At 33.6% G+C, this 25387-nt stretch carries 23 protein-coding genes and 3 tRNA genes; 1 reads left to right on the forward strand and 25 read right to left on the reverse strand.

From position 1 onward, the window contains the following. The 3 genes from MWH25_RS07010 to MWH25_RS07020 all read right to left on the reverse strand — a co-directional run. The coding region (locus MWH25_RS07010) for an RRXRR domain-containing protein (RefSeq protein WP_248626938.1) at positions 1-290 on the reverse strand (290 nt) is incomplete at its 3' end. Positions 291-663: 373 nt separating this feature from the next. Then, complete coding sequence (locus MWH25_RS07015) at positions 664-1434, reverse strand: type III pantothenate kinase (protein WP_248626939.1); 771 nt, start codon at positions 1432-1434, stop codon at positions 664-666. A 150-nt stretch (positions 1435-1584) separates the two neighbouring features. Further along, positions 1585-2583 (reverse strand): biotin--[acetyl-CoA-carboxylase] ligase, encoded by a 999-nt coding sequence (locus MWH25_RS07020; protein ID WP_248626940.1) that lies wholly within the window; start codon positions 2581-2583, stop codon positions 1585-1587. A gap of 141 nt (positions 2584-2724) precedes the next feature. Between MWH25_RS07020 and MWH25_RS07025 the strand changes: the two genes are divergently transcribed. Continuing rightward, positions 2725-3807, forward strand: a complete 1083-nt coding sequence (locus tag MWH25_RS07025; protein WP_248626941.1) for a S1C family serine protease — start codon at positions 2725-2727, stop codon at positions 3805-3807. 79 nt (positions 3808-3886) lie between these two features. Here the strand turns inward: MWH25_RS07025 and MWH25_RS07030 are convergent, their stop codons facing one another. The 22 genes from MWH25_RS07030 to MWH25_RS07135 all read right to left on the reverse strand — a co-directional run bounded on the left by MWH25_RS07030 (position 3887) and on the right by MWH25_RS07135 (position 25320). Then, positions 3887-4396, reverse strand: a complete 510-nt coding sequence (locus tag MWH25_RS07030; RefSeq protein WP_248626942.1) for an ECF transporter S component — start codon at positions 4394-4396, stop codon at positions 3887-3889. After that, the gene (gene panD, locus MWH25_RS07035; RefSeq protein WP_248626943.1) at positions 4380-4757 is read right to left on the reverse strand and encodes an aspartate 1-decarboxylase; all 378 of its coding nucleotides are present in this window, start codon (positions 4755-4757) and stop codon (positions 4380-4382) included. Before panD ends, MWH25_RS07030 begins: the two co-directional genes overlap by 17 nt. Before the next feature lie 4 nt (positions 4758-4761). Further along, positions 4762-5601 carry a pantoate--beta-alanine ligase gene (gene panC / locus MWH25_RS07040; RefSeq protein WP_248626944.1) on the reverse strand — a complete coding sequence of 280 codons (840 nt, stop codon included), beginning with the start codon at positions 5599-5601 and terminating at the stop codon, positions 4762-4764. Between the two features lie 16 nt (positions 5602-5617). Further along, positions 5618-6421 (reverse strand): 3-methyl-2-oxobutanoate hydroxymethyltransferase, encoded by an 804-nt coding sequence (gene panB, locus MWH25_RS07045; protein ID WP_248626945.1) that lies wholly within the window; start codon positions 6419-6421, stop codon positions 5618-5620. Further along, entirely contained in the window at positions 6399-7307 is a 909-nt protein-coding gene (locus MWH25_RS07050; RefSeq protein ID WP_248626946.1) for a Rossmann-like and DUF2520 domain-containing protein, read from the reverse strand. The genes panB and MWH25_RS07050 overlap by 23 nt, the downstream gene beginning before the upstream one ends. 306 nt (positions 7308-7613) lie before the next feature. Next, positions 7614-9293, reverse strand: a complete 1680-nt coding sequence (locus tag MWH25_RS07055) for a formate--tetrahydrofolate ligase (protein ID WP_248626947.1) — start codon at positions 9291-9293, stop codon at positions 7614-7616. A gap of 366 nt (positions 9294-9659) precedes the next feature. Beyond that, positions 9660-11546, reverse strand: coding sequence for an ATP-dependent zinc metalloprotease FtsH (gene ftsH, locus MWH25_RS07060; RefSeq protein WP_248626948.1), 1887 nt, complete (start codon positions 11544-11546; stop codon positions 9660-9662). A 91-nt stretch (positions 11547-11637) separates the two neighbouring features. Continuing rightward, positions 11638-12183: a hypoxanthine phosphoribosyltransferase gene (gene hpt / locus MWH25_RS07065; RefSeq protein ID WP_248626949.1), complete on the reverse strand. Its 546-nt coding sequence runs from the start codon at positions 12181-12183 to the stop codon at positions 11638-11640. Between the two features lie 13 nt (positions 12184-12196). Continuing rightward, positions 12197-13594, reverse strand: coding sequence for a tRNA lysidine(34) synthetase TilS (gene tilS / locus MWH25_RS07070; RefSeq protein WP_248626950.1), 1398 nt, complete (start codon positions 13592-13594; stop codon positions 12197-12199). Between the two features lie 362 nt (positions 13595-13956). Next, positions 13957-16359, reverse strand: a complete 2403-nt coding sequence (gene spoIIE / locus MWH25_RS07075) for a stage II sporulation protein E (RefSeq protein WP_248626951.1) — start codon at positions 16357-16359, stop codon at positions 13957-13959. A 322-nt stretch (positions 16360-16681) separates the two neighbouring features. Next, positions 16682-16758: transfer RNA gene (locus MWH25_RS07080), tRNA-Met, on the reverse strand. A 110-nt stretch (positions 16759-16868) separates the two neighbouring features. Further along, positions 16869-16944 (reverse strand) — tRNA-Met (locus MWH25_RS07085). Between the two features lie 118 nt (positions 16945-17062). Continuing rightward, positions 17063-17152 (reverse strand) — tRNA-Leu (locus MWH25_RS07090). A 148-nt stretch (positions 17153-17300) separates the two neighbouring features. Next, positions 17301-18176: a Ppx/GppA phosphatase family protein gene (locus MWH25_RS07095; protein WP_248626952.1), complete on the reverse strand. Its 876-nt coding sequence runs from the start codon at positions 18174-18176 to the stop codon at positions 17301-17303. A gap of 2 nt (positions 18177-18178) precedes the next feature. Continuing rightward, complete coding sequence (locus MWH25_RS07100; protein WP_248626953.1) at positions 18179-18745, reverse strand: DUF501 domain-containing protein; 567 nt, start codon at positions 18743-18745, stop codon at positions 18179-18181. Between the two features lie 89 nt (positions 18746-18834). Further along, positions 18835-19200 (reverse strand): S1 RNA-binding domain-containing protein, encoded by a 366-nt coding sequence (locus MWH25_RS07105; protein ID WP_248626954.1) that lies wholly within the window; start codon positions 19198-19200, stop codon positions 18835-18837. Between the two features lie 96 nt (positions 19201-19296). Further along, positions 19297-21453 carry a Tex family protein gene (locus MWH25_RS07110; RefSeq protein ID WP_248626955.1) on the reverse strand — a complete coding sequence of 719 codons (2157 nt, stop codon included), beginning with the start codon at positions 21451-21453 and terminating at the stop codon, positions 19297-19299. After that, a complete protein-coding gene (locus MWH25_RS07115) occupies positions 21454-21759 on the reverse strand; it encodes an FtsB family cell division protein (RefSeq protein ID WP_248626956.1) in 306 nt (101 codons plus the stop codon). A gap of 72 nt (positions 21760-21831) precedes the next feature. Further along, positions 21832-22281 carry a spore cortex biosynthesis protein YabQ gene (yabQ, locus tag MWH25_RS07120; RefSeq protein WP_248626957.1) on the reverse strand — a complete coding sequence of 150 codons (450 nt, stop codon included), beginning with the start codon at positions 22279-22281 and terminating at the stop codon, positions 21832-21834. Between the two features lie 21 nt (positions 22282-22302). Next, positions 22303-22566, reverse strand: coding sequence for a sporulation protein YabP (yabP, locus tag MWH25_RS07125; protein ID WP_248626958.1), 264 nt, complete (start codon positions 22564-22566; stop codon positions 22303-22305). Between the two features lie 155 nt (positions 22567-22721). Continuing rightward, a complete protein-coding gene (locus MWH25_RS07130) occupies positions 22722-24395 on the reverse strand; it encodes an L-lactate permease (RefSeq protein ID WP_248626959.1) in 1674 nt (557 codons plus the stop codon). 226 nt (positions 24396-24621) lie between these two features. Beyond that, a complete protein-coding gene (locus MWH25_RS07135) occupies positions 24622-25320 on the reverse strand; it encodes a FadR/GntR family transcriptional regulator (protein WP_248626960.1) in 699 nt (232 codons plus the stop codon). Positions 25321-25387 lie beyond the last annotated feature (67 nt).

Genomic DNA, 25387 nt, shown 5'->3' on the forward strand with positions numbered 1-25387 from the left:
GATACATCTTGTCTTTGGCTCATAGTAGCTTTAAATATTACTTTATTTTTAATTTTGCATTTTTGAACTAAAGCAAAACCTACATATTTTGAACCATCATCAATGCCTAAAGTTATTTGTGAATCATCTATTTCTTCTTTAGGAATAACTCTTTTTAACTGAATAGTTAAAGGATATCTTGTAATTAATTTAGCTTTTTCTTTTCTAATTAATATCCAAGCCTTATTAGCTTTAGTAGGACTTAATTGTTTGCCTTCTCCATCAATTACAAAAGCATATTGTTTTGACATCTCTGTCACCTCCACAAAGTGGGCGTTTTCCTTCTTGGGAATGTCAACAGGTAGATCATGTGTTTTTGGTGTTAGGCTTTCCATATTAGCTTAAACCAACTTAGGCGAAGTTTCTTCCTCAACACTTATAGAGCTTTAGTCTGAAAGAACAACCAAAGGTATATTTTTACCTTATCTGCTAACGTAGGTCGTTGTGCTAAGGTTATTTTTAACCTCTACACTCCCTCTCCCTAGAGAGCAACCAACAGTTTTGATTATTTTTAAATAGTTTTAATCAATTAATTATAAGCTGTTTGGTAGCTCCTTTTTTACCTTATTATAAGTTTTGAACTTAAAGATATAGACCTTAAATTCTTTTGCTCATAGCTCACAGCTAATTATCCCGATTCATTTCAACAATTAATTTCAAGCCTTCTAAAGTAAGAAAAGGGTTACTAATATCTATCTCTTGAGAGCGAGGACTGATTAATTCAGCAAACCCACCTGTAGCTATTACTGTAGGTTCTACAGCAAACTCCTCCTTCATCCTTCTGACTATTCCATCTACTTGTCCTACTACTCCATACAAAATACCAGATTGTAAACTATCATGAGTATTCTTTCCAATTACCTGTGGTGGAAGATCTAACTCAACTCGCGGTAATTTAGCTGCATAATCAAACAACGCCTCCGTTGAAATACCAATTCCTGGAGCGATAGCCCCTCCTAAATATTCTCCAACAGCAGAAACAGCACAAAATGTCGTTGCTGTCCCAAAATCTACAATAATTGTTGGCCCATCATATAAACGATAAGCAGCTACAGCATTAACAACTCTATCTGCACCTACCTCCTTAGGGTTTTCAATCTTAATATTAATTCCCGTCTTTACTCCCGGGCCAACAATCAAGGCTTCTACTCCAAAATATTTAACTGCTACCTCTTCTAAACAGTTGATCACTGGTGGAACTACAGAAGAGATAATTATCTCCTTAACTTCTGTCAAACTAAAATCATTCTTTTCAAATAAGTTAATTAATAATATTCCATACTCATCGACTGTCTTTCCTCTATCTGTAGCAATCCTCCAATCAACTAACAGTTCATCTTCTTGATATAAACCTAATACAGTATGAGTATTCCCAACATCTATTGCTAAAATCATCGACTCCACTCCTTATCTTTAATTTGCAATGTACAATGGTTTTTATGGATTTCACACCCAGTCTGATTTTTAGACTGGGTGGTACAGTTTGCAAAATATTATACAACTAAGCACTCTCGTTTCTAATATTTTCTTTTAGCTGAGAATACTTTAATTTCCTGAATCAAATTCCCAGTGGGATAAAGATACGTCGCCAGAATAAACCTTCTCTCTCTTACCATTCCTTTCAATTACCAAAGCTCCATCAGAAGCAATCTCAACTGCTATCCCCTTTCGCTCTCGCTTAGTACCTTTAATTACAACCTCCTGCCCTAAGGTATAAGCATACTCTTTCCATTCAGCTAAAATAGTATCGAAATCACTTAATTGTCGGTAATAAGTTTCAATTTCTAATAGTAATCTCTGCAAAAATTGAAGGCGATTAACCTTCTCCCCTAATTCAGAATAAATAGTAGTTGCCTTAGTATGTAACTCAGAAGGTAACTCAGTAATCGGAAAGTTCAAATTGATTCCTACTCCTACAACTAAATAACCAACTTGATCTAGTTCAGCTCCCATTTCAGTTAAGATCCCACATACTTTTCGATCATTGATTAAGATATCATTAGGCCATTTTATCTTGGCCCCGACAGTAGTTAGTTGATTGATCGTCTTCGCTACAGCAAGTGAAATAATATATGTAACCCTTGTCGCCCAAACCGGCTTTAAATCAGGTCGTAAGATACAAGATAACCAAATTCCCCCTTGAGGGCTAGAATAATCACGACTCAACCTACCCTTGCCTGCTACTTGCCGTTCAGCAATTACAATTGTTCCTTCTTTAGCTCCTTCTTCTGCCTTTTTCCTGGCTATTTGATTAGTAGAATCAACCTGTTGATAACACAGGATATCTTGTCCAATAATTTCAGTAGTCAAATTACGTTTAATCTCTTCTGGTAATAGTTTATCAGGTCGATTAAGCAAACGATAACCCACCTTAGAAGAAGATTCAATCTTATAACCAGCTTCCCTAAAGTATTTAATATATTTCCAGATAGTTGTCCTAGAAACTCCTAATTTATTACTCAATTCCTCTCCTGACAAATACTGATCTTGAAACTGATATAATAGATCAAGCACCTCTTCCCTTCTGCTTAAATTTTTTCTCATAGTTGTTCACCTTCTTTCTTTAATCCCTTCATCATTATATAATATAATAATTCAAAATACAAAATAAGCCAAGTTAGTAATTGAAAATAAAATTTATAATCGGTATAATGATATTAACTTCTAAAGATCAGGAGGAGAAAAATGTTAAATCAAAATAAATTTCAGCTCAACTACTTACAGTTATTTATATTCTTGATACTCTGGACAGCTTTTATTCAACCTACAATCTTTGCTAGTCAGACTGAGATTACTAAAAATACTTTTGCTGACATAACTGAGCAGACAAGCCCCGCCGTAGTACAACTAAATGTTATTCACGAACAAAATGAAGAAAAAGATGGCTTTGCTAACGAAATTGAACCTTTTTACAAAGAAAACTTTAATGAAGACAGTGGAATAGGAACCGGATTTATCATTAATCAAGATGGATATATTCTAACCAATCAACATTTAGTTGATAATGCTAAAGAGATTCTTGTCCTAATTGAAGGTTATGAAGAAGAGTTTAGAGCAGAGAAAATAGGCAGTGATTTTAATCTTGATCTTGCTTTGTTAAAAGTAACCACCTCTCAGCCATTACCTAAACTCGAATTAGGGGATTCTAACATTATTCGCCCTGGAGATTGGGTCTTAACTATTGGTAATCCTTATAATTTAAATCATACTGTAACATTTGGTATTATCAGTGCTATTGACCGCCCCCTCAAAGTTAAGGAAAATAATCAAACCAGAATTTATAATAATTTAATTCAAACAGATGCAGCGATTAACCCTGGTAATAGTGGGGGTCCATTACTGAATATTGATGGTCACGTAGTTGGGATTAATACTGCTATCAACACGGAGGGCCAAGGAATCGGATTTGCCATCCCTATTAATAAAGCTAAAGAAGTAATTTCTCAATTAAAAGAGCATGGGCAGGTTGTTCGCCCTTGGATTGGAATCTATATGCAAGAAATTAATCAAAGCTTGGCTGACTACTTCAATCTCAAAGAGATTACTGGAACTTTAGTTGCCGAAATCGTAACAGATAGCCCCGCTGAGCAAGCTGGTTTAGAAATAGGCGATATTATTACCAAGATTAATGAAGTTAAAGTTGCTCATCCCGAAGAAGCTTTTGCAATTATAGAAAGTTTAGAACTTGATCAGGAGATTACCCTTGAAATTATTAGAGAAAGTGAAACTAAAGAATTGACTCTTAAAGTTACTAAAAAACCAAAATAAGAAAAAAGTGGACTAATGCCCACCAAAATTATCAAAAAATATATAATTCACTTAATAATTGAAGCTCTAATCGAGATTTTTAATTAGAAACTTGAGTCCTTTGTAGTACTTTAAAAATGAGCAACGTAGTTACTACTCCTACAACCAATTCAGGAATACCATGGATTACAGCTATCCCTAAAGCAGCTTCTGCAGTTAAATAACCTCGTAAAGTTGAAAGTGTTAAAACCCCACCTGTATTAGTCAAAAAGCCAACAGCTGCTGCTATACCACTCCCAATCAATTGCTGATTAATTAACTTATAACTATACGCTGCTAAAAACCCAATCAAAACTCGAGGAATAATAGCTACTATAGGATCAGCAATAAATGGTGACCCTGCTCTAATAAAACTGAACAAACCGAAGATTAAACCTATAAGCCCACCAACAATTGGCCCTTCTATTATAGCTCCAATGATTACTGGAACAGGCATGATTGTTGCTAAGCCAAAAGGAGTTGGAATAAATCCCAAAGGAGTAACTGCTAAAATAATAGTTATAGCACTTAAAATCCCTGTAATAGTTATCGTCCTAGTCGATAAATTCATTTTTCTCCTCCTTAGTAACAATTTGATTTTTTTGATCAACCAATACAACCTTTGGTTCTAAAATTTCAGCCTCCTGTTGCCCTAATAAAGCATAAGAGATTATAATTACCACATCATCAGGCTGGGCTTTTCTAGCTGCTGCACCATTTAAACAGATCGTTCCTGAACCTCTCTCCCCTGGAATTACATAAGTTTCTAGTCGTTCTCCATTATTATTATTAACCACCTGTACTTTTTCATGAGGTAAAATATCTGCCGCCTCCATCAACTCCTGATCAATAGTAATACTACCCACATAATCTAAGTTAGCATCTGTTACTCTAGCTCGATGAATCTTACCTTTATACATCATTCTCATCATTGTTTTATACCTCCACAACCAAATTATCAATCAGTCTTGTCTCTCCAATATAAACCGCTAACGCAATTAAGACTCTGCTTGTTATTTGATCTATCTTCTCTAAATTATTTGCATCAACAACAGCTAGATAATCTATTTCAGCTAAAGGTTCCACTTCAACTTTTTTATTCAACTCTTCTTCAATAACTTTAACATCCCTCTCTCCACCATCAATTAATTCTTTAGCCCTCTGTAATGAATTAAATAAAACTAGTGCAGCTTCTCTTTCAGCCTGATTTAAATACTTATTTCTAGAGCTGATTGCTAAGCCATCTTCCTCCCTAATTATAGGTACAGTCACTATCTCTAAATCAAAATTTAAATCTTCAACCATCCTCTTAATGACCAATACCTGTTGATAATCTTTTTGACCAAAGTAAGCTCGAGTTGGGCTGACTATATTAAATAACTTACTAACCACAGTACAGACCCCACTAAAGTGACCAGCACGCGAGGCACCACAAAGCTTGTCAGTCAACCCTGTTACTTCAACCTTAGTAGCAGCATTAGCTGCATACATCTTATCAGCCTCAGGTATAAAGACCAAATCTACCCCACCACTACGGGCCAACTCTAAATCCCGCTCTAAATCCCTTGGGTAATCTTCATAATCTTCGTTTGGCCCAAACTGAGTTGGATTAACAAAGATACTGAGTACCACTAGCTCATTCTCTTCTCTTGCTTGTTCTACTAAAGCCAAATGTCCTTGATGTAAATAACCCATTGTCGGTACAAAACCAACAGTTTTTTTCCTATTCTGCCTAGTAAACTCTCTAACCTCAAAAACCTCTTTTACAACTTTCACTCTCAATTCCTCCTCATTAAAAGCCCTCTTCTACTGCTGGAAATTTACCTTTTTCAACATCTTCTTTATACCCTTTAATTGCTGCCAACATCTGTTGGTTCAACTCTGCATACTTCCGAACGAACTTAGGAGTGAAATCAGAAAAGATCCCGAGCATATCCTGAGTAACTAAGACTTGACCATCACAGCCTTTACCAGCTCCAATACCAATCGTAGGTACCGATATTTGCTCACTTACTTCAGTAGCCAAATCAGCTGGAATACACTCTAATACTATAGCAAAGACACCCGCCGCTTCCAAAGCCTTAGCATCCTCAATCAATTTTTTAGCTGCTCTGTAATCCTTGCCTTGCACACTATAATCACCTAATTGATTGATCGCTTGGGGAGTCAAACCTAAGTGACCCATCACCGGAATTCCTGCCTTAATAACAGCTTCTATCTCTGCTACTAACTCACTTCCCCCCTCTAATTTAACTGCTTGAGCTCCTCCTTCTTTAACCAATCGTCCAGCACTCTCAACTGCTTTAGCAAGGTTACTTACCTTATAGGACATAAATGGTAGATCAGCGACTACTAATGAGTTTTCAGCCCCTCTAGCTACAGCTTTAGTATGGTGGATCATATCCTCAACCGTTACCTTTAAGGTATCTTCATATCCTAAAACAACCATTCCTAATGAATCCCCTACTAAAATGAGATCTATACCAACCTGATCAATCACTTTAGCCATTGGATAATCATAAGCAGTCAACATTGTAATCTTATCATTTACCTGCTTTTTTTGCTCTAAAGTCTTAATAGTCTTCTTCGCAGTCATTAGAATTCTCCTCCTCTAAAATTTTAATTAACTCAACTTTATCTGCCTCAGTAATACTCCCTTTTTGTTCTGCAATTTCAACAGTATAACTACCTAGCTTGCGGTATAATTCACTTCTCTCAGATGAAAATTCCTCAAAAGCCTCTAAATGCTCTTCAATTGTAGAATTATCTCCTCGTGAAATTGGCCCGGTTAATGCCGCAATTGGCCCTAAATTCTCAATATTATTGATACTACCTTTAATTAAAGGTAATAAAGCCCTCACAGCCTGTTCTTTAGAAATTCCAACATTCTGATTCATCTCTAAAGCTAGATTAACAATAGCAACTAAATAATTGGAAGCTACACAAGCAGCTGCATGATAAAAAGGCTTTGCCTGTTGAGAAATAATTTCATAATCTACCCCTAATTTAGTTAAAATCTCCTCTCCAACTTCAACCCCTAGCTGCTCCCCTTCAATAGTAAAGAAAGCTTGTGGTAAATTAGTAATTCCACTTTCAACATCTGCTACTGATTGTAACGGATGTAAGGATAATCTGCCATACTCTTGGTCTTCATCTTCTTTAGCCAATATTTCAGAAGTTAAAGCACCACTTAAATGCACCAAGCAACTACCTTCGCTAACTAAATCTGACTCAAATAATTGTTTACTAACTTCAGCAATCATCCGATCAGGAGTCGAAATTACAACCAAATCAGCTTCTAAAATAAATTCTTCATACTCTGTAGTGGCAACACCCTGACCTATTAATTCAACTCCCGCCTGTGCAGACGATAATGATCTACTGATAAAGCCTAAAATTTGATAACCTTGTTGCTTCAACAAATAACCAAAGCTCTGCCCTACTCTTCCTGCCCCAATAATCACTACCTTTTTCCCAACCATAAATTTCCCCCTTTATAAAGAAAGGAGCTTCTTGACTGAACAGTCAAGAAGCTCCTTTAAGTAAAACAGGCATAGATAGCCCATATTATCCTCAAACTTCTAGCCGTCTCAGTCCTAAATAGGATCTAAGCGAAAGAGTTTAATCTTTAATTATTACGAAAACCTGTAATCTAGTTGAACTAGATTACAGGTTAAAATTTAAATTTTCTAAGGTCAATTCTATCTCATTAAGCATTATATCACGTCAGCTTAAATATCTCAAAAATAATCTAGAAAACCCTAGAAGTATTCAGTTCTTAATAATGATTAGAATAATCCTGTGATATTACCGTCAGCATCTACATCGATTTCTTCTGCAGATGGAACCTTAGGTAAACCAGGCATTGTCATAACTGCACCAGTTAAGACTACTAGGAAACCAGCTCCAGCAGATACATTAACTTCTCTAACTGTAACTTCAAAATCAGTTGGTCTACCTAGCTTAGTAGGATCATCAGAAAGGGAAGATTGAGTCTTCGCCATACAGATAGGCATATTGTCAAATCCTTGCTCAGTTAATTTTTCAATATCCTTCTTAGCATTAGCAGTAAAGTTAACGCCATCTGCACCATAAATTTCTCTAGCAACAGTCTCTATCTTTTCAGCAATAGGCATCTCATCTGGATATAATTGATCGAAATCTTCATTACTTTCTTCTTCCATAGCTTCTAAGACAGCTTCAGCTAATTCTTTTCCACCTTCGCCACCTTTGGCCCAGATTTCAGATAAAGCAACTCGAGCTCCTTTTTCTTCACATAGCTCTCTAACTTTCTCAAGCTCTGCTTCAGTATCAGTTGGGAACCTATTAATAGCAACCACTGCAGGTAACTTAAACTTCTCGCTAATATTTTCAATATGCTTAGCTAAGTTTGCAAAACCTTCTTCTACAGCTGCTACATTTTCAGTCTCTAAATCATTTACATCCATTCCACCATTTAACTTAAGCGCTCTAACAGTAGCAACAATTACAACCGCATCAGGTCTTAAGTTAGCAAAACGACACTTAATATTTAAGAACTTCTCAGCACCTAAATCAGCCCCAAATCCAGCTTCTGTAATTGTAATATCAGACGTCTTCATTGCTAATTTTGTAGCTGCAACACTATTACAACCATGAGCAATATTAGCAAATGGTCCACCATGGATAAATGCAGGAGTATTCTCTAAAGTCTGTACTAAGTTAGGCTTAATTGCATCTTTAAGTAAAGCTGCCATTGCACCATGTACATTTAATTCTTTAGCTTGCACTAGATCTCCATCAAATGTATAACCAATCACAATATTTCCTAATCTTTCTTTTAGATCTTCAATTCCTTCAGCTAAACATAAAATTGCCATAATTTCTGAAGCAACAGTAATCATAAATCCATCTTCTCTAGCTTGACCATTTGGCCCACCTAATCCTACCATTACTTCTCTTAAAGCACGATCATTTAAGTCCACAACTCGCTTAAAAGTAACCTCTTTAGGATCAAGTCCTAAGTCATTACCTTGCTTGATGTGGTTATCAATTGCTGAAGCAAGTAAATTATGAGAAATTCCAATAGCGTGTAAGTCACCAGTAAAGTGTAAGTTAATATCTTCCATCGGAACTACCTGAGAATAACCTCCACCTGCTGCACCACCTTTAACTCCCATACAAGGCCCTAGAGATGGCTCTCTTAAAGCTACTGTAGTATCATAATCTAATTGATTTAAAGCTTGTGTTAAACCAACACTCGTAGTAGTTTTTCCTTCACCAGCAGGAGTAGGATTGATAGCAGTAGTTAAAATTAACTTACTATCTTCATTATCCATTCTTTCCTTATACGCTTCATACTTAATCTTAGCTTTGTTATCACCATACATCTCAAGCTCGTCTTCACTGAAACCTAATTTTTCTGCAATCTCTCTAATATGTTTTAGCTCCGCTTCTTGAGCTATTTCAATATCTGACTTTACTGACATAATTTAACCACTCACCTTTCAGTTATAATATTTTATAATACTCTTTCAAAGAATACCAGACAAGACAGCCAAACATAAGAATTCCCTTAGTTAAATAAAACTTTATCCTTTATGCTATAATATTACTGCCTTTTATCTCCTCCTTTCAGAAAATAATAAACTAATTCATATTCTTCAACTTTCAAAACAACACCTTAATTAGATAAAATAATAATTAACTTCCCCTTCACTATGTATTTTTTCTCTATCTACTTTAAAAACTCCTTCTTTTATCTTGAATTTTTTATTCTAATTTTCACTCAATTTAAAATGAAAAAATAATTTTATTAGGAGATGGACCATCTCCTAATAAAATTAAACTATAACTTAACTATTATCTTCTTCGGATTCAGACCTCTCTTTATCATTAACATTTACTTGATTACATTCTTCATCTTCCTCATAAAAATCAGGTCTATATCTCTTAATAATATTCTTAATATCTTCTCTTTCTAAGGTTTCTTTTTCCTTCAATTCTGCTACCATATCTTTCACTATATCACTATTTTCAATTAAAAGCTCTTTAGCCATTTGATAGCAGCCTTCAATCATATCTCTCACTTCTTTATCTATTGCTGCCGCTACATCCTCACTATAGTTACGACTACGAGAAATATCTCGACCTAAAAATACTTGCTCATTATTCTTTTGCCCTAAAGTCAACGGGCCAAGCTTCTCACTCATACCATAATTTGTAATCATATCTCTGATAATCTTTGTAGCTCGTTCTAAGTCATTTTGAGCTCCAGTACTAATATCATCTAAAAATATCTCTTCAGCTATTCTACCCCCTAATAACCCAGTAACTTTATCCAGTAATTCGGATTTAGTTATAAAACTCTTGTCTTCTTCAGGTAACGGAATAGTAAAACCACCAGCTCTACCCCTTGGAATAATAGTTACCTTATGTGTTGGATCAGAATGTTCCAATAGCTCCCCTAACAATGCATGACCAGTCTCATGATAAGAGACAATATCTTGCTCTTTATCACTAATTACCTTACTTTTCTTTTGGGGCCCAGCAATTACTCGATCAATTGCATCATCAAATTCTAACATTGCTATTATATTCTTATTACGTCGTGCTGCTAAAATAGCAGCTTCATTAGCTAAGTTTTCCATATCAGCCCCTGTAAAACCAGGAGTTCTCCTTGCTAACACACTCAAGTCAACATCATCAGCTAACGGTTTATCTTCAACATGAATCTCTAAGATTCCTTTTCTACCTTTATAATCAGGCTTACCTACAATAACCTGCCGGTCAAATCTACCTGGTCTTAACAACGCAGGATCTAATACATCAGGTCTATTAGTAGCAGCCATCAAAATAATCCCTTCATTAGATTCAAATCCATCCATCTCAACAAGTAACTGATTTAATGTCTGCTCACGTTCATCATGACCACCACCTACACCAGCTCCACGTTGACGACCAACTGCATCAAGCTCATCAATAAAGATAATACAAGGAGCATTTTCCTTACCCTGCTCAAATAAATCTCTTACCCGAGAAGCACCTACTCCTACAAACATCTCTACAAAATCGGAACCACTAATAATAAAGAACGGAACTCCAGCTTCCCCCGCCACAGCTCTAGCCATTAGGGTCTTTCCAGTTCCTGGTGGTCCAACTAATAAAACACCTTTTGGTATTTCTGCTCCTAGTTTAGTAAACTTACTTGAATTCTTTAAAAATTCTACTACCTCAACTAATTCTTCTTTGACTTCTTCATAACTAGCCACATCGTCAAAGGTGACCTTTTTGTTTTCATCCTCATTATGTAAGCGTGCCTTATTCTTACCAAAAGACATCATCTTCTTGCCGCCACCTTGCATCTTATTCATAATAAAGATCCAAGCACCAATTAAAATAACTGTTGGTAATAAATAAGCAAATATTCCAGTCCACCAAGGCGGTTCAGGTTCAGGCTCAGTATCAATTTCAACATCATTAGCTATCAAAATACCTTCTACCTTTTCCACAGTACCAGGAATATTTATCTCAAATTCTTCGCCAGTTTCTAGAGTACCTTCAATCTTATTTTCGCCAATAATTGTAACTTGATCGATTTGTCCAGTTTCAACCTGTTGAATAAACTGACTATAAGTTAAATCTTGCTCAGGATGTTCTGGTACAATAATATATTGAGCTATTAAAACTCCTATTGCAATAATAACTAAATAAAAGCCTATACTCTTCGAAAACTTCTTCAACTAATATCCTCCTTCCATCACTCAACCAAACAATTTTATGCCTATTAATTCCTATTGATTATATCATATTTAACACCCTATCGCAAATATATTAATCTTGATATACTTCTGGTTTAAGAATACAGATATAAGATAAATTGCGATATCTTTCATTATAATCTAACCCGTAGCCAACAACAAATTCATCAGGAATTTCAAACCCATTCCAATCAGACTCTAATTCCTTTTCAGTTCTACGCTCAGGTTTATCTAACAAAGTACAAACCTTAATACTATTAGGTTTACGTGTCTCCAAAATGCTGACTACATGTTTCAAAGTCTTTCCTGTATCAATAATATCTTCTATGATTAAAACATCTTTATTTTCAATACTTTCCTCTAAATCCTTAATAATTCTAACATTCCCAGTAGAAGTTGCCCCCTCATAACTGGTAACATCCATAAAATCAAATACAACAGGCAATTCAACATAACGGGCCAAATCTGCCATAAAAACAAAGCCACCTCTTAAAATACAGACCATAACAATTTCATCATCTTCATCATAATAATCAGTAATTTCTGCTCCTAATGCTTTAATTCTTGCTTGCAACTTTTCTTGGTCAATTAAAATCTCTTCTATTTCATTTTCTAGCACTTTAACTCCTCCTTTAATTAACAATTTCAATTATTAAGATTTTTTCTGTCTCCTGGGTAACCTTAAATCTTTCATCAACTCTTAACTTCCCTACCCAAAAAATTTTTCCTTCTAAAGTAGTGAATATAGGAATCTTATCCCTTAATGCTAAAGGTACTTTTTCATCAATTAAAAAATCTTTTATTTTTTTACTCCCTGTCATTCCTAATGGATAAAATCGATCCCCCTCTTGTCGTTGCCGTAGATAAAACTCAGAACCTATTTTAGAAAAATCTAAATGAGCTTTATTAGAATTGTTAATTTCTTCTCGCCACGGATAGCTGTTCTTTACCACTTCAGTTTTTACTTTCAATCCCAAACTTAAAAGTTTAGTTTCCCCTACAGATAATTTATGTTCAAAATAATTAAATTCCTTATCTTCCAACTTACCAATCTTAAAAATAACCTGCTCATAGTTTAATAAAGCAACTATTTTATGGGGAAGATCAATTTGAGTTCCAGTTTCTCCAGTTAATATAAAATCTATTATAGATTCTATATGATGATAATAAAAACCTTGTTCTTGCTCACTCAACACCTTTAAGAGCCTTTTAACAACTCTACGTTGTAAAGCAATATGTAATTCAGAGAACTTATCTTTTAAAAGAACCAATTGTTGCGAAGCCCTTTTTAACAATAATTGATCCATTATTTCTATTGTAGATTGTGTTAAAAAATCCTCTTCTTTTTGCAAAATTTCAGCATTTCTTTGCAATGTATTAATTAAATTACCATTATACTCATCCATTAATAACGGTAATAACTCTAATCTAATTTTATTTCTATAGTGAATAGTTTCTAAATTAGTCTTATCTAACCTCGGTTTTAGATTATACTGTTGGCAATACCGGTTTATTTCTTGCTTAGTCAACTCAAATAAAGGTCTAATAATTTCATCTCGCTTAGGGACTATTCCAGCTAAGCCTTTTAATCCTGCCCCTCGTAATAAATTCATTAAGATTGTTTCAGCTTGATCATTAGCATGATGACCCACTGCAATCTTATTCAGATTAAATTTTTTTAGATATTTAAACAAAAAATCATACCTTACCTCTCGAGCAGCCTCCTCTAACGACAGATCCATCCGTTGTTGATAAGACTTAACATCATACCTTTCAACTGTAATCGGTACTTTCCATTCTTGAGCTATCTGTTTTACAAAATCAGCATCTGTAATCGACTCTGCTCCACGTAGCATATGATCCAGGTGAAAAATATGCAATTGTAAATCATAATCTTTTTTTAATCTCTTCAAAATATGTAGTAACGCCAATGAATCAGGCCCACCAGAAACAGCAACTAAAACCTTATCCCCGGCAGACAATAGATTATATTTAGTAATCGTTTCCTTAACTTTAGCTAGTAAAGTCATCTCTATATAAATTCATCCCAATTATTCACATTTAAATCACATGCGTTAACTTAACTATATTGCAATATAGTTAAGTTTATAGTTGATAATTGATAATTGAGAGTTGAAGATCAAGCCCATAAATTCAAAGGTTTTGAAGGTTTTTAACTATCAATTTTAAACTATCAATTATCAATTGAAGTTAAGCTATATATCAATAAAAAGCAGACCAATTAGAAAAAAACATATTAAATTAGCACACATGATATTTAAATAATGGTATGAATTAACTCCCTCCTTAAATAATAAAATAGAATCATCTTAATATAAAACTTTTCGATAAAAATCAATCTAATCCTTTTTTTATTCAATTTTATTACATCTTAACACTCATTCACTTTAATTACAAGTACCGTCATATCATCTTTTATCTCTTCATTTTCAACCTTAGCCTTATCCAAAATATATTGAGCTAACGAATGAGGATCATCAATCAGATTATTTTTAAGAACCTTTAAAACCCACTCTTCTTTAATTGTTAAATTTCTTCTAGCATCTAAAACTCCATCCGTTAACATGATTATCAAATCACCATCTTGCAACTGCAAGGAGGTTGGCTCTACCTCAACCTGATTTAAGATTCCTACAGGCAAAGAAGTCGATTTAACCATACTAATATCCGAATCCCGTTTAATAAAGCTAGAAGCTGAACCCACCTTGACAAATTCCGCTTCTCCAGTTACTTGATCGATATTCAACAAATCAATTGTAGCAAAAGTATCCTGTTGAGTTCTGATTTCTAAGATTGAATTAACACTTTCTAATGCTACATCATAGCTCAAGCCAGCTGTTAACATCTTATCCAACAGACTTATAGCACTCCGACTTTGTTGATAAGCTTTTGAACCAATACCCATACCATCACTCAAAATAGCAAAAAAACTACCATCTTTTCGCTTAAAGAAAGTATAATTATCCCCCGAAACACCTTCTTGCTGACTTGAAGTAGCTACTCCTCCTTGGAAATCATATTTGTTGTTTGGCATAAATTGACAAGTACAATTAGGCTTATCAATTTGATATCCGCATTCACTCCATCCTAAACTCAAATTATAATCTAATCTATTATTTAATAAAGGGGTTATCTGTTTGCTACATTGCTGGCTCCCATTACAACTTTGTTTAGTAATAGTAATTTCTAATTCTTCATCATTATAATTAGTAGTTAACACCTCTGTAACTGAAAATCCATTATCCTTTAACAAAGAAAAGATATTATTTTCTAATTGTTCATCTTCTTCTACTTTAATTGTTAATTTTTTAGTTAATTGTTCAACAACATCAGACATCCCCGTTAACTGTTTAAGTAAAAGTTCTTCCCTACCCTTTATTTTATCTTTCCAATAACTATTTAATTCATGCATTTTCATAAATTGATTAATTTCAGTAACTAATTTAATCTTTCTTATACAATCAGTCTTCATCTGTTCTCTCAAATCATCTACTAGTAGTTCACCTTTATTTTCACCTAAAATTAACAAATCAAATAATGAATTATACGTTTTATAAAAAGAATCATGCCAACAAGAATTATACAAACCACATTGTTTACAGACCTTATCTGTAATTATATCTAAAAAAACACCTAAATTATCCAAATTATTCTCTTCTAATTTATTTTGAGCCATCTCAATTGATGAAAATGTTTGAGCTAACTCAGCAAAAATATCAGAAAAATTATTAATTCGTTCCTTAAAAAAAGTTTCAGACTTTTTATTTTTTAACTTTCTAGCACGCTTTTGTTTATTAATTAACTCTTCAAAAGAAGTAACAAGCGATTTAGGGGTTATTAATAAAATAAAACCAGCAATTAATCCTTCTTGTGTTAAAGCTATAATATATCCAACTTCAGTAATAAATAATGTATAAATTATACTACTTAATAAAAAACCACTGATTACCCCTAATTTATTCTGCTTTTGGAAATTACCAGCAACCAAGCCTGCTAAAGCATAATTTCCTATCAGCGGAGCCAACTCCAAATAAGAAATACTATAAACAAAGCCAATTAAAACCCCTATAACAGTTGCTACTTTAACCCCAGCAATTAAAGCAGTTAACATAATAGAATAAGAAGCAATTATTCTAGCTAAATTTATATTTCCAATCTGTTGAATAAATAGATCACTTACAAATAAACCAAAGATTAAACCTACTACTAACAAACTTGTTACTACTAACTTATTCTCCCTTTCCACTACAGATAATAAATTAGGAGTCAACCTTAATACTAATAATGTAATTAAAGATATTAATAAGACTTCAGAAGAAAAATTGACAACTATAGGCAAGGAAAAATCAAATATTAAATTAGGCACTCTAACTAATATATAGCTCATCCCAACTAAAAAAGTATAAAACAAGACTCCAGATTGAAATTTTTTTGAAAAACAATGATTGCTAAATAATAGTAATAAAATACTGAGTATATATTTCAAGCCCCCCCAACCTAACTGACTGATATAACCAAAACTGACTCCACATAGAACAAAAATTAACTTCTTTAAAGCTAGTTCTTCCTTCTGCCATTGATAAAAAAAGATTGCTAAATAACTGATTCCAAAAGGCATTAAATCATTTAAAATAATTGCTCTCCCTAATAAAAAACCAATTACGGCTAATGTGAAATTAATAATTGATGTTTTATCCTCTAAAATAAAATTAGCCTTTCTCTTCTCTTGTGAACTATCCTGTCGCTGATAAATAGGTAAGTCTAAACTCTTCACAACAATCCTCCTCATCTAATTTACATTTTTTGTAATTTATAGATATATTATACACTTTTGCAGAGGGATAATTTGTCGAATAACCACAATAAGCATTCTAAAAATATTGACAAATATAAAGAATAAAGTAGGCAATTATCCACTTTAGGAGTTAAATTATCTTCATAAATTATGACGAAGAGTGTAGTCAAGTTTAAGTAACCCATTTAAAAACAGTAGAAATAAAAAATTATCCTCAATTTCTAAGTAATCAAAAAAAGAGAGTGTTTTCCTTAAGGAAAACACTCTCTTGAGATTTATATCGATTTATTAATTTCATAATTGGTAGCGGCGGAGGGACTTGAACCCCCGACTCTGCGGGTATGAACCGCATGCTCTAGCCAGCTGAGCTACACCGCCACATAAGTTCATTTAATATTTTACATTTAATATTGAATAGTTTTTAAGTTCTTAAGGTCTTGAACTTAACTATTAATTATTCAATATTAAATATTCATTGCTTTTTATTTTGGTTGCGGGGGATGGATTCGAACCAACGACCTCCGGGTTATGAGCCCGACGAGCTACCAGCTGCTCTACCCCGCGACAAAAATTCATTTAATATTTTATATCTAATATTGAATAATGAAAAACCTAAAAAATTTAACGAGCTTGATTTTCAACTATTAAATATTCAATATTATTTATTCACTGCTTTTAAAGATGGTGCCGGGGGTCGGACTCGAACCGACACGGGCACGAAAGTCCCATCGGATTTTAAGTCCGATGCGTCTGCCAATTCCGCCACCCCGGCCTGTTTAAATTGTATACTTCCTAAGCGACAATTAGTATTATAATATATCAGAAGCTTTCAGTCAATTGAACAAATCAACCACAAGAGTTAATTACAGTTGATTAACATCATTTTACTTCTGTATACTCCTTTTAAAGCTAATGTCCAATTAAATATATTTTTGGATGGTTCCCTCCAAAATCCCTGCTTCGCTGACTTGAATTCGCTTTGAATCGGTCTGTTCCATAATTTCTAAAAGAATAATTATTCCTGCTAAGATTATATCAGCCCGTTTAGGTTGCAATCCTACTACTTTTTTTCTTTCTACTAAAGATAAGCTAGCTAATTTATTAAATATTCTTTCTATAGAATCTTTAGTCAACAAATAACCATCCACCTTATTTCGATTATACTGCTCTAATTCCAGCTCAATCGCTACTAAAGTAGTTACTGTACCTCCTACCCCTAATAATTGCGAACAACCTCTGTTAATAATAACTTCTTTTATCATTTTTTCCGCTAACAAATTCATTTCATCAAAGTTATCATGCTTTTCTGTCAAGCGTACTGCTCCTAAATTAATACTAGTATATTCTTCTAGTTCGCCCTGTGCTCCATAAATAAATTCACTACTTCCTCCTCCAATATCAACCGCTAAAACTTGCTCCTCTAATTGAGAGATTGAAGAAGTAATCCCTAGATAAGATAACCTAGCTTCTTCTTCTCCGCTAGCAACCTTAACCTCAAAACCAACTTCTTTTTTGACTCGTTGCAAAAATTCTTGTCGATTAGTGGCATCTCTAACAGCACTTGTAGCTACTAGATAAGAAGTTGCATCAAATTGCTCAACAACTTTTCTGTAACCTTTAAGCACTTCAATAGTCCGCTCAATAGCATCCTGATTAAGATAACCATTTTGGTAAATGCCTGCGCCCAAGCGAGGTGTTTCCAATCTACTGGCTAACCTCTTAAATTGCCCACCTTTCTTGTGAGCAATTAGTAATCTTACAGAATTAGTCCCGATATCAATTGCTGCTACTGGCAATTTTATTCCTCCTCTCCTATACACTTAGAACAACAATCTTCTGGAACCAAAATAGCAAATCTTTCTTTCAATAAGTCATCTACTATTTGACCTACTGGATTGATCGGATCAACTAAATAATGTGCATAATGCGTATGTAAACATTTGATCCCTTCAAAATCCATAATTCCTCCTACTCCAGATTCCTTTAAAACATTATATTGCCCTTTATTTTCTTCTTTTAATCTAGCTAATAATTGCTGATCAGCTAAATCTACCCTCTGCTTAGCATAACTTTGATGGGCTTTCTTTAATTTGTTTTCTAACTTTTGTTCTGATTTTATCCTCTTTTGAATCTGTTGAACCATTCCCTCTCCCTCCAACCTACCAATTCTATAATTTAATTCAGAACATGTTAACCAAAAGGTTGTTGGGAAGATCCCAAAGCTATCCTCTTTAACTAAAATGGGTTTAGTGGTAATAACTTGGGGATAACCACCTGCACATTGCTTAGCAATCTCAGTCACATTTCTAGGTTCTCTTCCCAATTGTTTAGTTAGAATTTTTAATTGCTCTTGTGTTAAAGTCATCTTCTCTTACTCCTTTCAGATATAAAGAAACACCCTCAAATAAATTTGAGGGCGTATATATTCATACTTAGCCGAATTTATAATTTATATTAACGACTTTGACCGCTTCTTTTTTCTAAACTACGTCTCAGGTCTTGTTGTCGTTGTTCACTTTCTTGCATAAAGTCAGATAGCCTATCTTCAAAAGATTTCTTAGGAACTGTCTTAAACTTTTTCTTTTTATTATCTAATTGCTTAATAGATAAACCAATCTTCCCATCATCATCAATAGAAATAACCTTAACCTCAATCTTTTCTTTCATCTTTAAGTAATTGCTAACATCTTTAACATAAGTATCAGCTACTTCAGAGATATGAACTAGACCAGTTTCACCCCCATCTAATTCAATAAACGCCCCAAAATTTGTAATGCCTGTTACTACCCCTTCTACAGTAGATCCAACCTCAATTGACATACTTAAAAAATTCCTCCTCATAAAATTTTATCTGTGAATTCTTAATCACATTAATACTTCATATTATACACTATATTTTAAGTTGTGTCAAATAAACTAAAAATCCATAGTTAATGATATTCGTCCTCTAGAAGAGTCTATTTCTATTATTTTAACCTGGACAGTATCTCCTATTGTAACAACCTCTAATGGATCAGTTACATACTGCGCACTGAGTTCAGAAATATGCACTAAACCATCTTCCTTGACCCCTATATCAACAAAAGCTCCGAAATCAACTACATTTCGAACAGTCCCTTGTAAGATCATATCCAGCTTCAAATCTTCTAACTTCAGAATATCTTTTTTAAAGATTGGTTTAGGTAATTCTTCTCTAGGGTCACGCCCTGGTTTTAATAAAGAGTTCTTTATATCGTTTAATGTTGGTAAGCCTACTTCTAATTCCTCAACAAACTTTGAAAGGTCATAATCACGCAAAGCTTGCTCTAACTCTTTTAAGTTCATTTCTTTTCTCAAATCATCTATCTTGAATCCTATTCTGCCTAATAATTGCTCTGCAATATGATAGGATTCAGGGTGAATTGCAGTTCCATCTAATGGATTACCCCCTTCTGTAATCTTTAAAAAACCTGCTGCTTGAGTATAAGTCTTTGGCCCTAAGCGATAAACTTCCTTTAATTCCTCTCTAGTATTAAACCCGTTATTTTCCTCCCTATATTTAATAATATTCTCAGCTACAGAAGAGTTAATTCCTGCTATATGCCTTAATAGTGAACTAGAGGCAGTATCTAAATCAACTCCTACGTAATTTACAACAGACTCTATAACCCCATTTAATACCTTTTCTAAACGAGATTGATTTATATCATGTTGATACATCCCTACCCCTATATGCTTGGGATTGATCTTTACCAACTCTGCTAATGGATCTTGTAATCTCCTTCCAATTGATACAGCTCCACGTATAGAAACATCAAGGTCTGGAAATTCATCTCTCGCTAAAGAAGATGCAGAATAAACAGATGCACCAGCTTCATTGACAATAATATATTTTAAGTTTCGATCGATTTCTTCAATTAATTCTACTACTACTGCCTCTGTCTCCCGACAAGCTGTTCCATTTCCAATGGCAACTATACTAAGATCATATTTTTTGACCAGTTCTTTCAATGACTCTTTCGCTTCTTCCCTTTTATTTTGTGGAGAATGAGGATAAACAGTCTTAAACTCTAATACCCCCCCAGATTTATCAATCATCACTACTTTACACCCTGTTCGATATGCAGGATCAATAGCTAAAACCATCTCTTTCCCTAATGGGGGTTGTAATAATAGGTTCCTTAAGTTTTTACTGAAGATATTGATTGCATGTTCTTCAGCTTTATCAGTTAAATAACTTCTTACCTCCCTTTCAATTGCTGGAGCAATTAGACGAAAATAACTATCTTCAATTCCTAACTCTAATTCCTCTTTAAATATAGAACTGTTTTTTATGAAATTATTTTTTAGCTTAGTGATAATCCTTTCATCTTCAGAAGTTATTTTCACTTGTAAGACCCCTTCTTTTTCGCCTCGATTAATTGCCAACACACGATAAGAAGGTATAGTTCTAATACTCTCTTGATAGTCATAATAAGTTTCAAATTCAGTTTCTTTAACTTCAGCTTTATTTCTGGAAATTAATCGACCTTCCTTTAAAGTTATTTCCCTAGCTAACCTTCTGCTACTAACTTGATCAGCCACATACTCAGCTATAATATCACGTGTCCCTTGTAAAACATCATCAATAGAATCAAGACCCTTCTCATAATCTAAATATTTTTTACTAACCTCTTTTAATGACCTTAATTTAGCATCTTGTTTTAAAAATATTTTAGCCAATGGTTCTAGCCCTTTTTCTTTAGCCTTTGAAGCCCTTGTTATTCTTTTAGGCTTATAAGGTCGATATATATCCTCTACTTCCTGTAACTGATTAGCCTGATTAATCTCAACTTCTAATTCAGCTGTTAACTTATCCTTTTTAGCAATTGCTTCAATGACATTCTCTTTTCTCTTCTCTAACCTCTTTAAATAATCTAGTCGAGATTTTAATTCTCTTAATACCTTCTCATCTAAATTGCCCGTTAATTCTTTTCTATAACGAGCTATAAAAGGAATGGTGTTGCCTTGATCAAATAGTTTAACAACCTTTTTAACTTGTCCAACCTCTAAGTTAAATTCATCAGCTAATGTATCTTCTAAGTTAAACCTCAATCAATCCCCTCCTGTTCCTCGATCATCTGTAATAACATATAGCATCTCTCCTTTTTTTACTAAGCCTAATTTCCTCCTTGCTACTTCCTCTATAAAATCTTTAGAATTAACATGTTCGATCTGCTCTTTTAATCTCTTTTTTTCGATACTTGCTCTTGCGATCTCCTCTTCTAGTTGATCAATTTCCTGTTTTAATCTCCTCTTTTCTAAACTTCCCTGATAAACATTAAAAACAACCCCACCTAAGAAGAATATTACCATAATTAAAACCAAAAATCTAATTATAAGTCTTTTAATTTTATTCACTATCTCACCTCTCCAACCTTAAACTTTACTAATTTCTTTATATTCTTTATTATAATTATTTTTTCCTGCAAGCTACTTTTTAAATAATCTTCTTAATCTCTGCTTAATACTTGTCAAAACAACTTTGATTTTATTATAAATCAATAGTATTACCCTCTTTAATCTATTATATAAAAAAACAACAGTTTTCTTCAACTTATTATATAAACAAAATATGCTTCTAATCAACCTCCGAAAAAATTTTATAAAAAATTGACTGATAGTCAAATAATATATTATCTCTCCAATAATAACTGCTACAAATATATATATTCTCACCTCACCACGATTGCTATAAATCAACCCTAAAAAAACAAGCAATGTAGCCACTAGAGAAAAGAACAAGTCAAATACATCTGTAATAATCCTGCTTGGATTAAAACTACCTCTCAAAACACGATAAAAATCGAAGATAATGCCAATAATTACACCTACTAACATCATATTTATAAAAGTAAATAACTGTAGTCTTAAAGAAACCATACCATTTTCCTCCTAAATTAGTTACTTAAACAACTTTTTGATAAATCCCCCTTTCTTTAACTCTTGGTCATATTTTAATTCCTTGATATATCCATCTACAACTAATTTTGAACTATCTAAATCCAGCTGGCTAATATGTAACTCTTCACCAATAATTATTAATGTGCCTAAATTAGTTTTTAATGATATCTTAATCTCATTAAAATTAACCACTTCAATTATTCCCGTTAAGTTTAATAACTTCCGATCAACCAACTCTATCTTCTGTTCTTTCTTTTCAGGCATTTTATCCCCCCTTTTTATTCAATATCTATGCTGAAATTAAAAATTGTATTCAAATTCACTTCAACCGAAAAAAGGTCATTGCACTTAAGTGCAATGACCTTTTTTCTACTTTCTTACTTATATTGTAAATAATAATAATTAAACTGACTCTCTATTTAGAATAAACCCGGTACAAAGAAAGCCATAGCTACAGCTGCAAAGACACCAACAACAATTGTATATATGATAGCTGGAATTGCATTAACCCTAATAACTTTTCCTTCTTGACCTAAAACCCCTACTGTTGTACAAGCAGCTACAACATTATGAACACAGATCATATTCCCAGCTGCTCCTCCAACAACTTGTAATCCCACGATAACAATTCTGGACATACCTACTGAATCAGCAACCCCATATTGAAACCCTGAGAATAAAATGTTAGAAACAGTATTACTACCTGACATAAATGCACCCAAAACCCCAATAGCCGGTGAAAACATCGGCCATACTCCTTGGAATAAATCAGCAGCAGTAACTGACATAGCGTCCATCATACTACCAATAGCTTGATTCGTCTCTGCTCCAGAATTAAGCATCACTTGAACCATTCCTACAGCAAAAACTAAAGCTATAGTTGCTGGAATAATCTGTTTTAAAGAATCAATCCATGTACTTTTAGCCGTATCTCCATCCATATTATGCATAAAGATTGTCAAGAAAGCCACTAACATAAATGGAATTGTTCCTGGTAGATATAGATAATTAAAGGAATAATTCAAAGTTGTTCCAAGTATACCTTCCCAACCAACTGAAAAACTGGTTAAGAACCCTTGTAATGGGCCAATAACTCTAGTAGCAACCAAAATAATTGAAACTAAAAGATAAGGCATCCAAGCATTTAATGGACTTATGGTAAGTTCTTCTCCTCCATCACCAGGCTCTAAATCACCAATCCAAGAACTATCCCATTTTGATTGCTCAGGAAAATCCCAGGTCTCTTTAGGGACTAAGAAACCAACCTTAGCAGCAGGTACTACAATTGCAAGAGAAATTAATCCAGCTCCCAATGCAGGTAATTCCGGACCAACAAAAACAGCAATTGCTACATAAGGAATTGAAAATGCCAACCCTGCAAAGATAGCAAAAGGAACAGCTTCAAAAGCTGGTTTAAAGGACTTCTCTTCACCAAAAATTTTAGTCATCATCATTAGAATGATTACTGGAATTAAAATTCCCATAATTGCATGAGGCAAAGCTGACCAGATTCCAACTTGATGTAAAAACTCTCCAGTTGTATATCCAGCTCCTTCAATCTGAGCAGTAATATCTGTAGATCCTAATATAGATGAAACTCCTCCAATTATTGGAGTTCCTACTGCACCGAAACTAACTGAGACACTGTCTCCTACTAAAGCCAACATAGCTCCTGCTAAAGGTGGAAAACCTAACCCTACCATTAATGGCCCTGCTAAAGCAGCAGGTGTACCGAAGCCAGCAGCACCCTCTATAAAAGATACAAATAAGAAAGCAATAATAACTGCCTGTACTCTTCTATCAGGACTGATATCAGTAAATGTCTTATTGATTGTTGTAATTGCACCACTATTTTTTAACGTGTTCATCAATACTATTGCACCAAAAACAATAACTAAAATATTAAACGCACTTAATCCACCAAAGACAGTAGCACCAGCTAACCATTGACCAGACATCCCCCACGTACTACTAGCAACAACTATAGCTACTACCCAAGCCAGTGGCATTACCTTCTGAGCAGGCCAATCAAAAACCACCATTAATATTACAGTAAGTAAAATTGGTAAAGATGCTAATAGAGCTAATAACAAAATTAATCCCTCCCTTAAATTTGATTTAAAATTAAACAGAATAATTATTATAAACTAATTTTAAAAAATAACCTAGTCCAGCTCAAACTTTAGCCTTTATCACCCCCTTTCAAAAAATGAATACCCTTGTTTGAATCAAAATAATTTTCACTCAATTCTAAATTTTTATTCTAAATAAAAATTCTTAAGAGCATATGGTCTGACCATTGCTACAATACAAAGATAATTAATTCTCCATTAACTCTTTCGACCAACTTAAATGTTCAATCATAGACTGCTTAGCTAAAACCTTATCTCTATCTTCAATTGCCTTGTAGATCTTATTATGTTGACGAATAAAGTACTCATTTTTGTTTTTGTCCTTAACAATTCTCTCCATTGCATTAGCAAAATAAAGATCGATAACTTCAGAAATAGAATCCAAAAATTTATATATGAATTTATTACCAGTTGTTCTAGCTAATGCATAATGAAAGCCTCGATCAGCTCGTTGACTATTTAAAACATCTCCTCTACTCCCTTCCATTAATTCTACATATTTTTTAATTTCTTTCAAACCTTGTTGAGTAGCCCGTGAAATTACTAACTCTACAATACTAGTTTCTATTACCTCTCGTAATTCAATCAAATCTTTATTTATATTTTCTTCTACCATAAATAATAAAGACAATGGCTTCAAGAAATTATCTTCTGTATTTTCCTTAACAAATGTTCCTTCCCCGTGACGGCTTTCAATTAATCCAATCATCTCTAAAGCACTAAAAGCTTCTCTAAGAGATGATCTACTTACATTTAACTTATCGGTCAAAGTTCTTTCTGAAGGTAACTTATCTCCCTTTTTCAATTCTCCTTGATATATCATTTGCTTAATTTGGTCAATAATTTGCTCATATACTTTTTTATCTTGAATTGGATTGAAGCCCATTTTATCGTCCCCCTTATTCAGATAATTGTTAAACTTAATAATTATCTGACAATTATAAGTATAACTT

Origin of the sequence: Natroniella acetigena, assembly GCF_023227745.1 — a bacterium.
Lineage (GTDB): Bacteria > Bacillota > Halanaerobiia > Halobacteroidales > Halobacteroidaceae > Natroniella > Natroniella acetigena.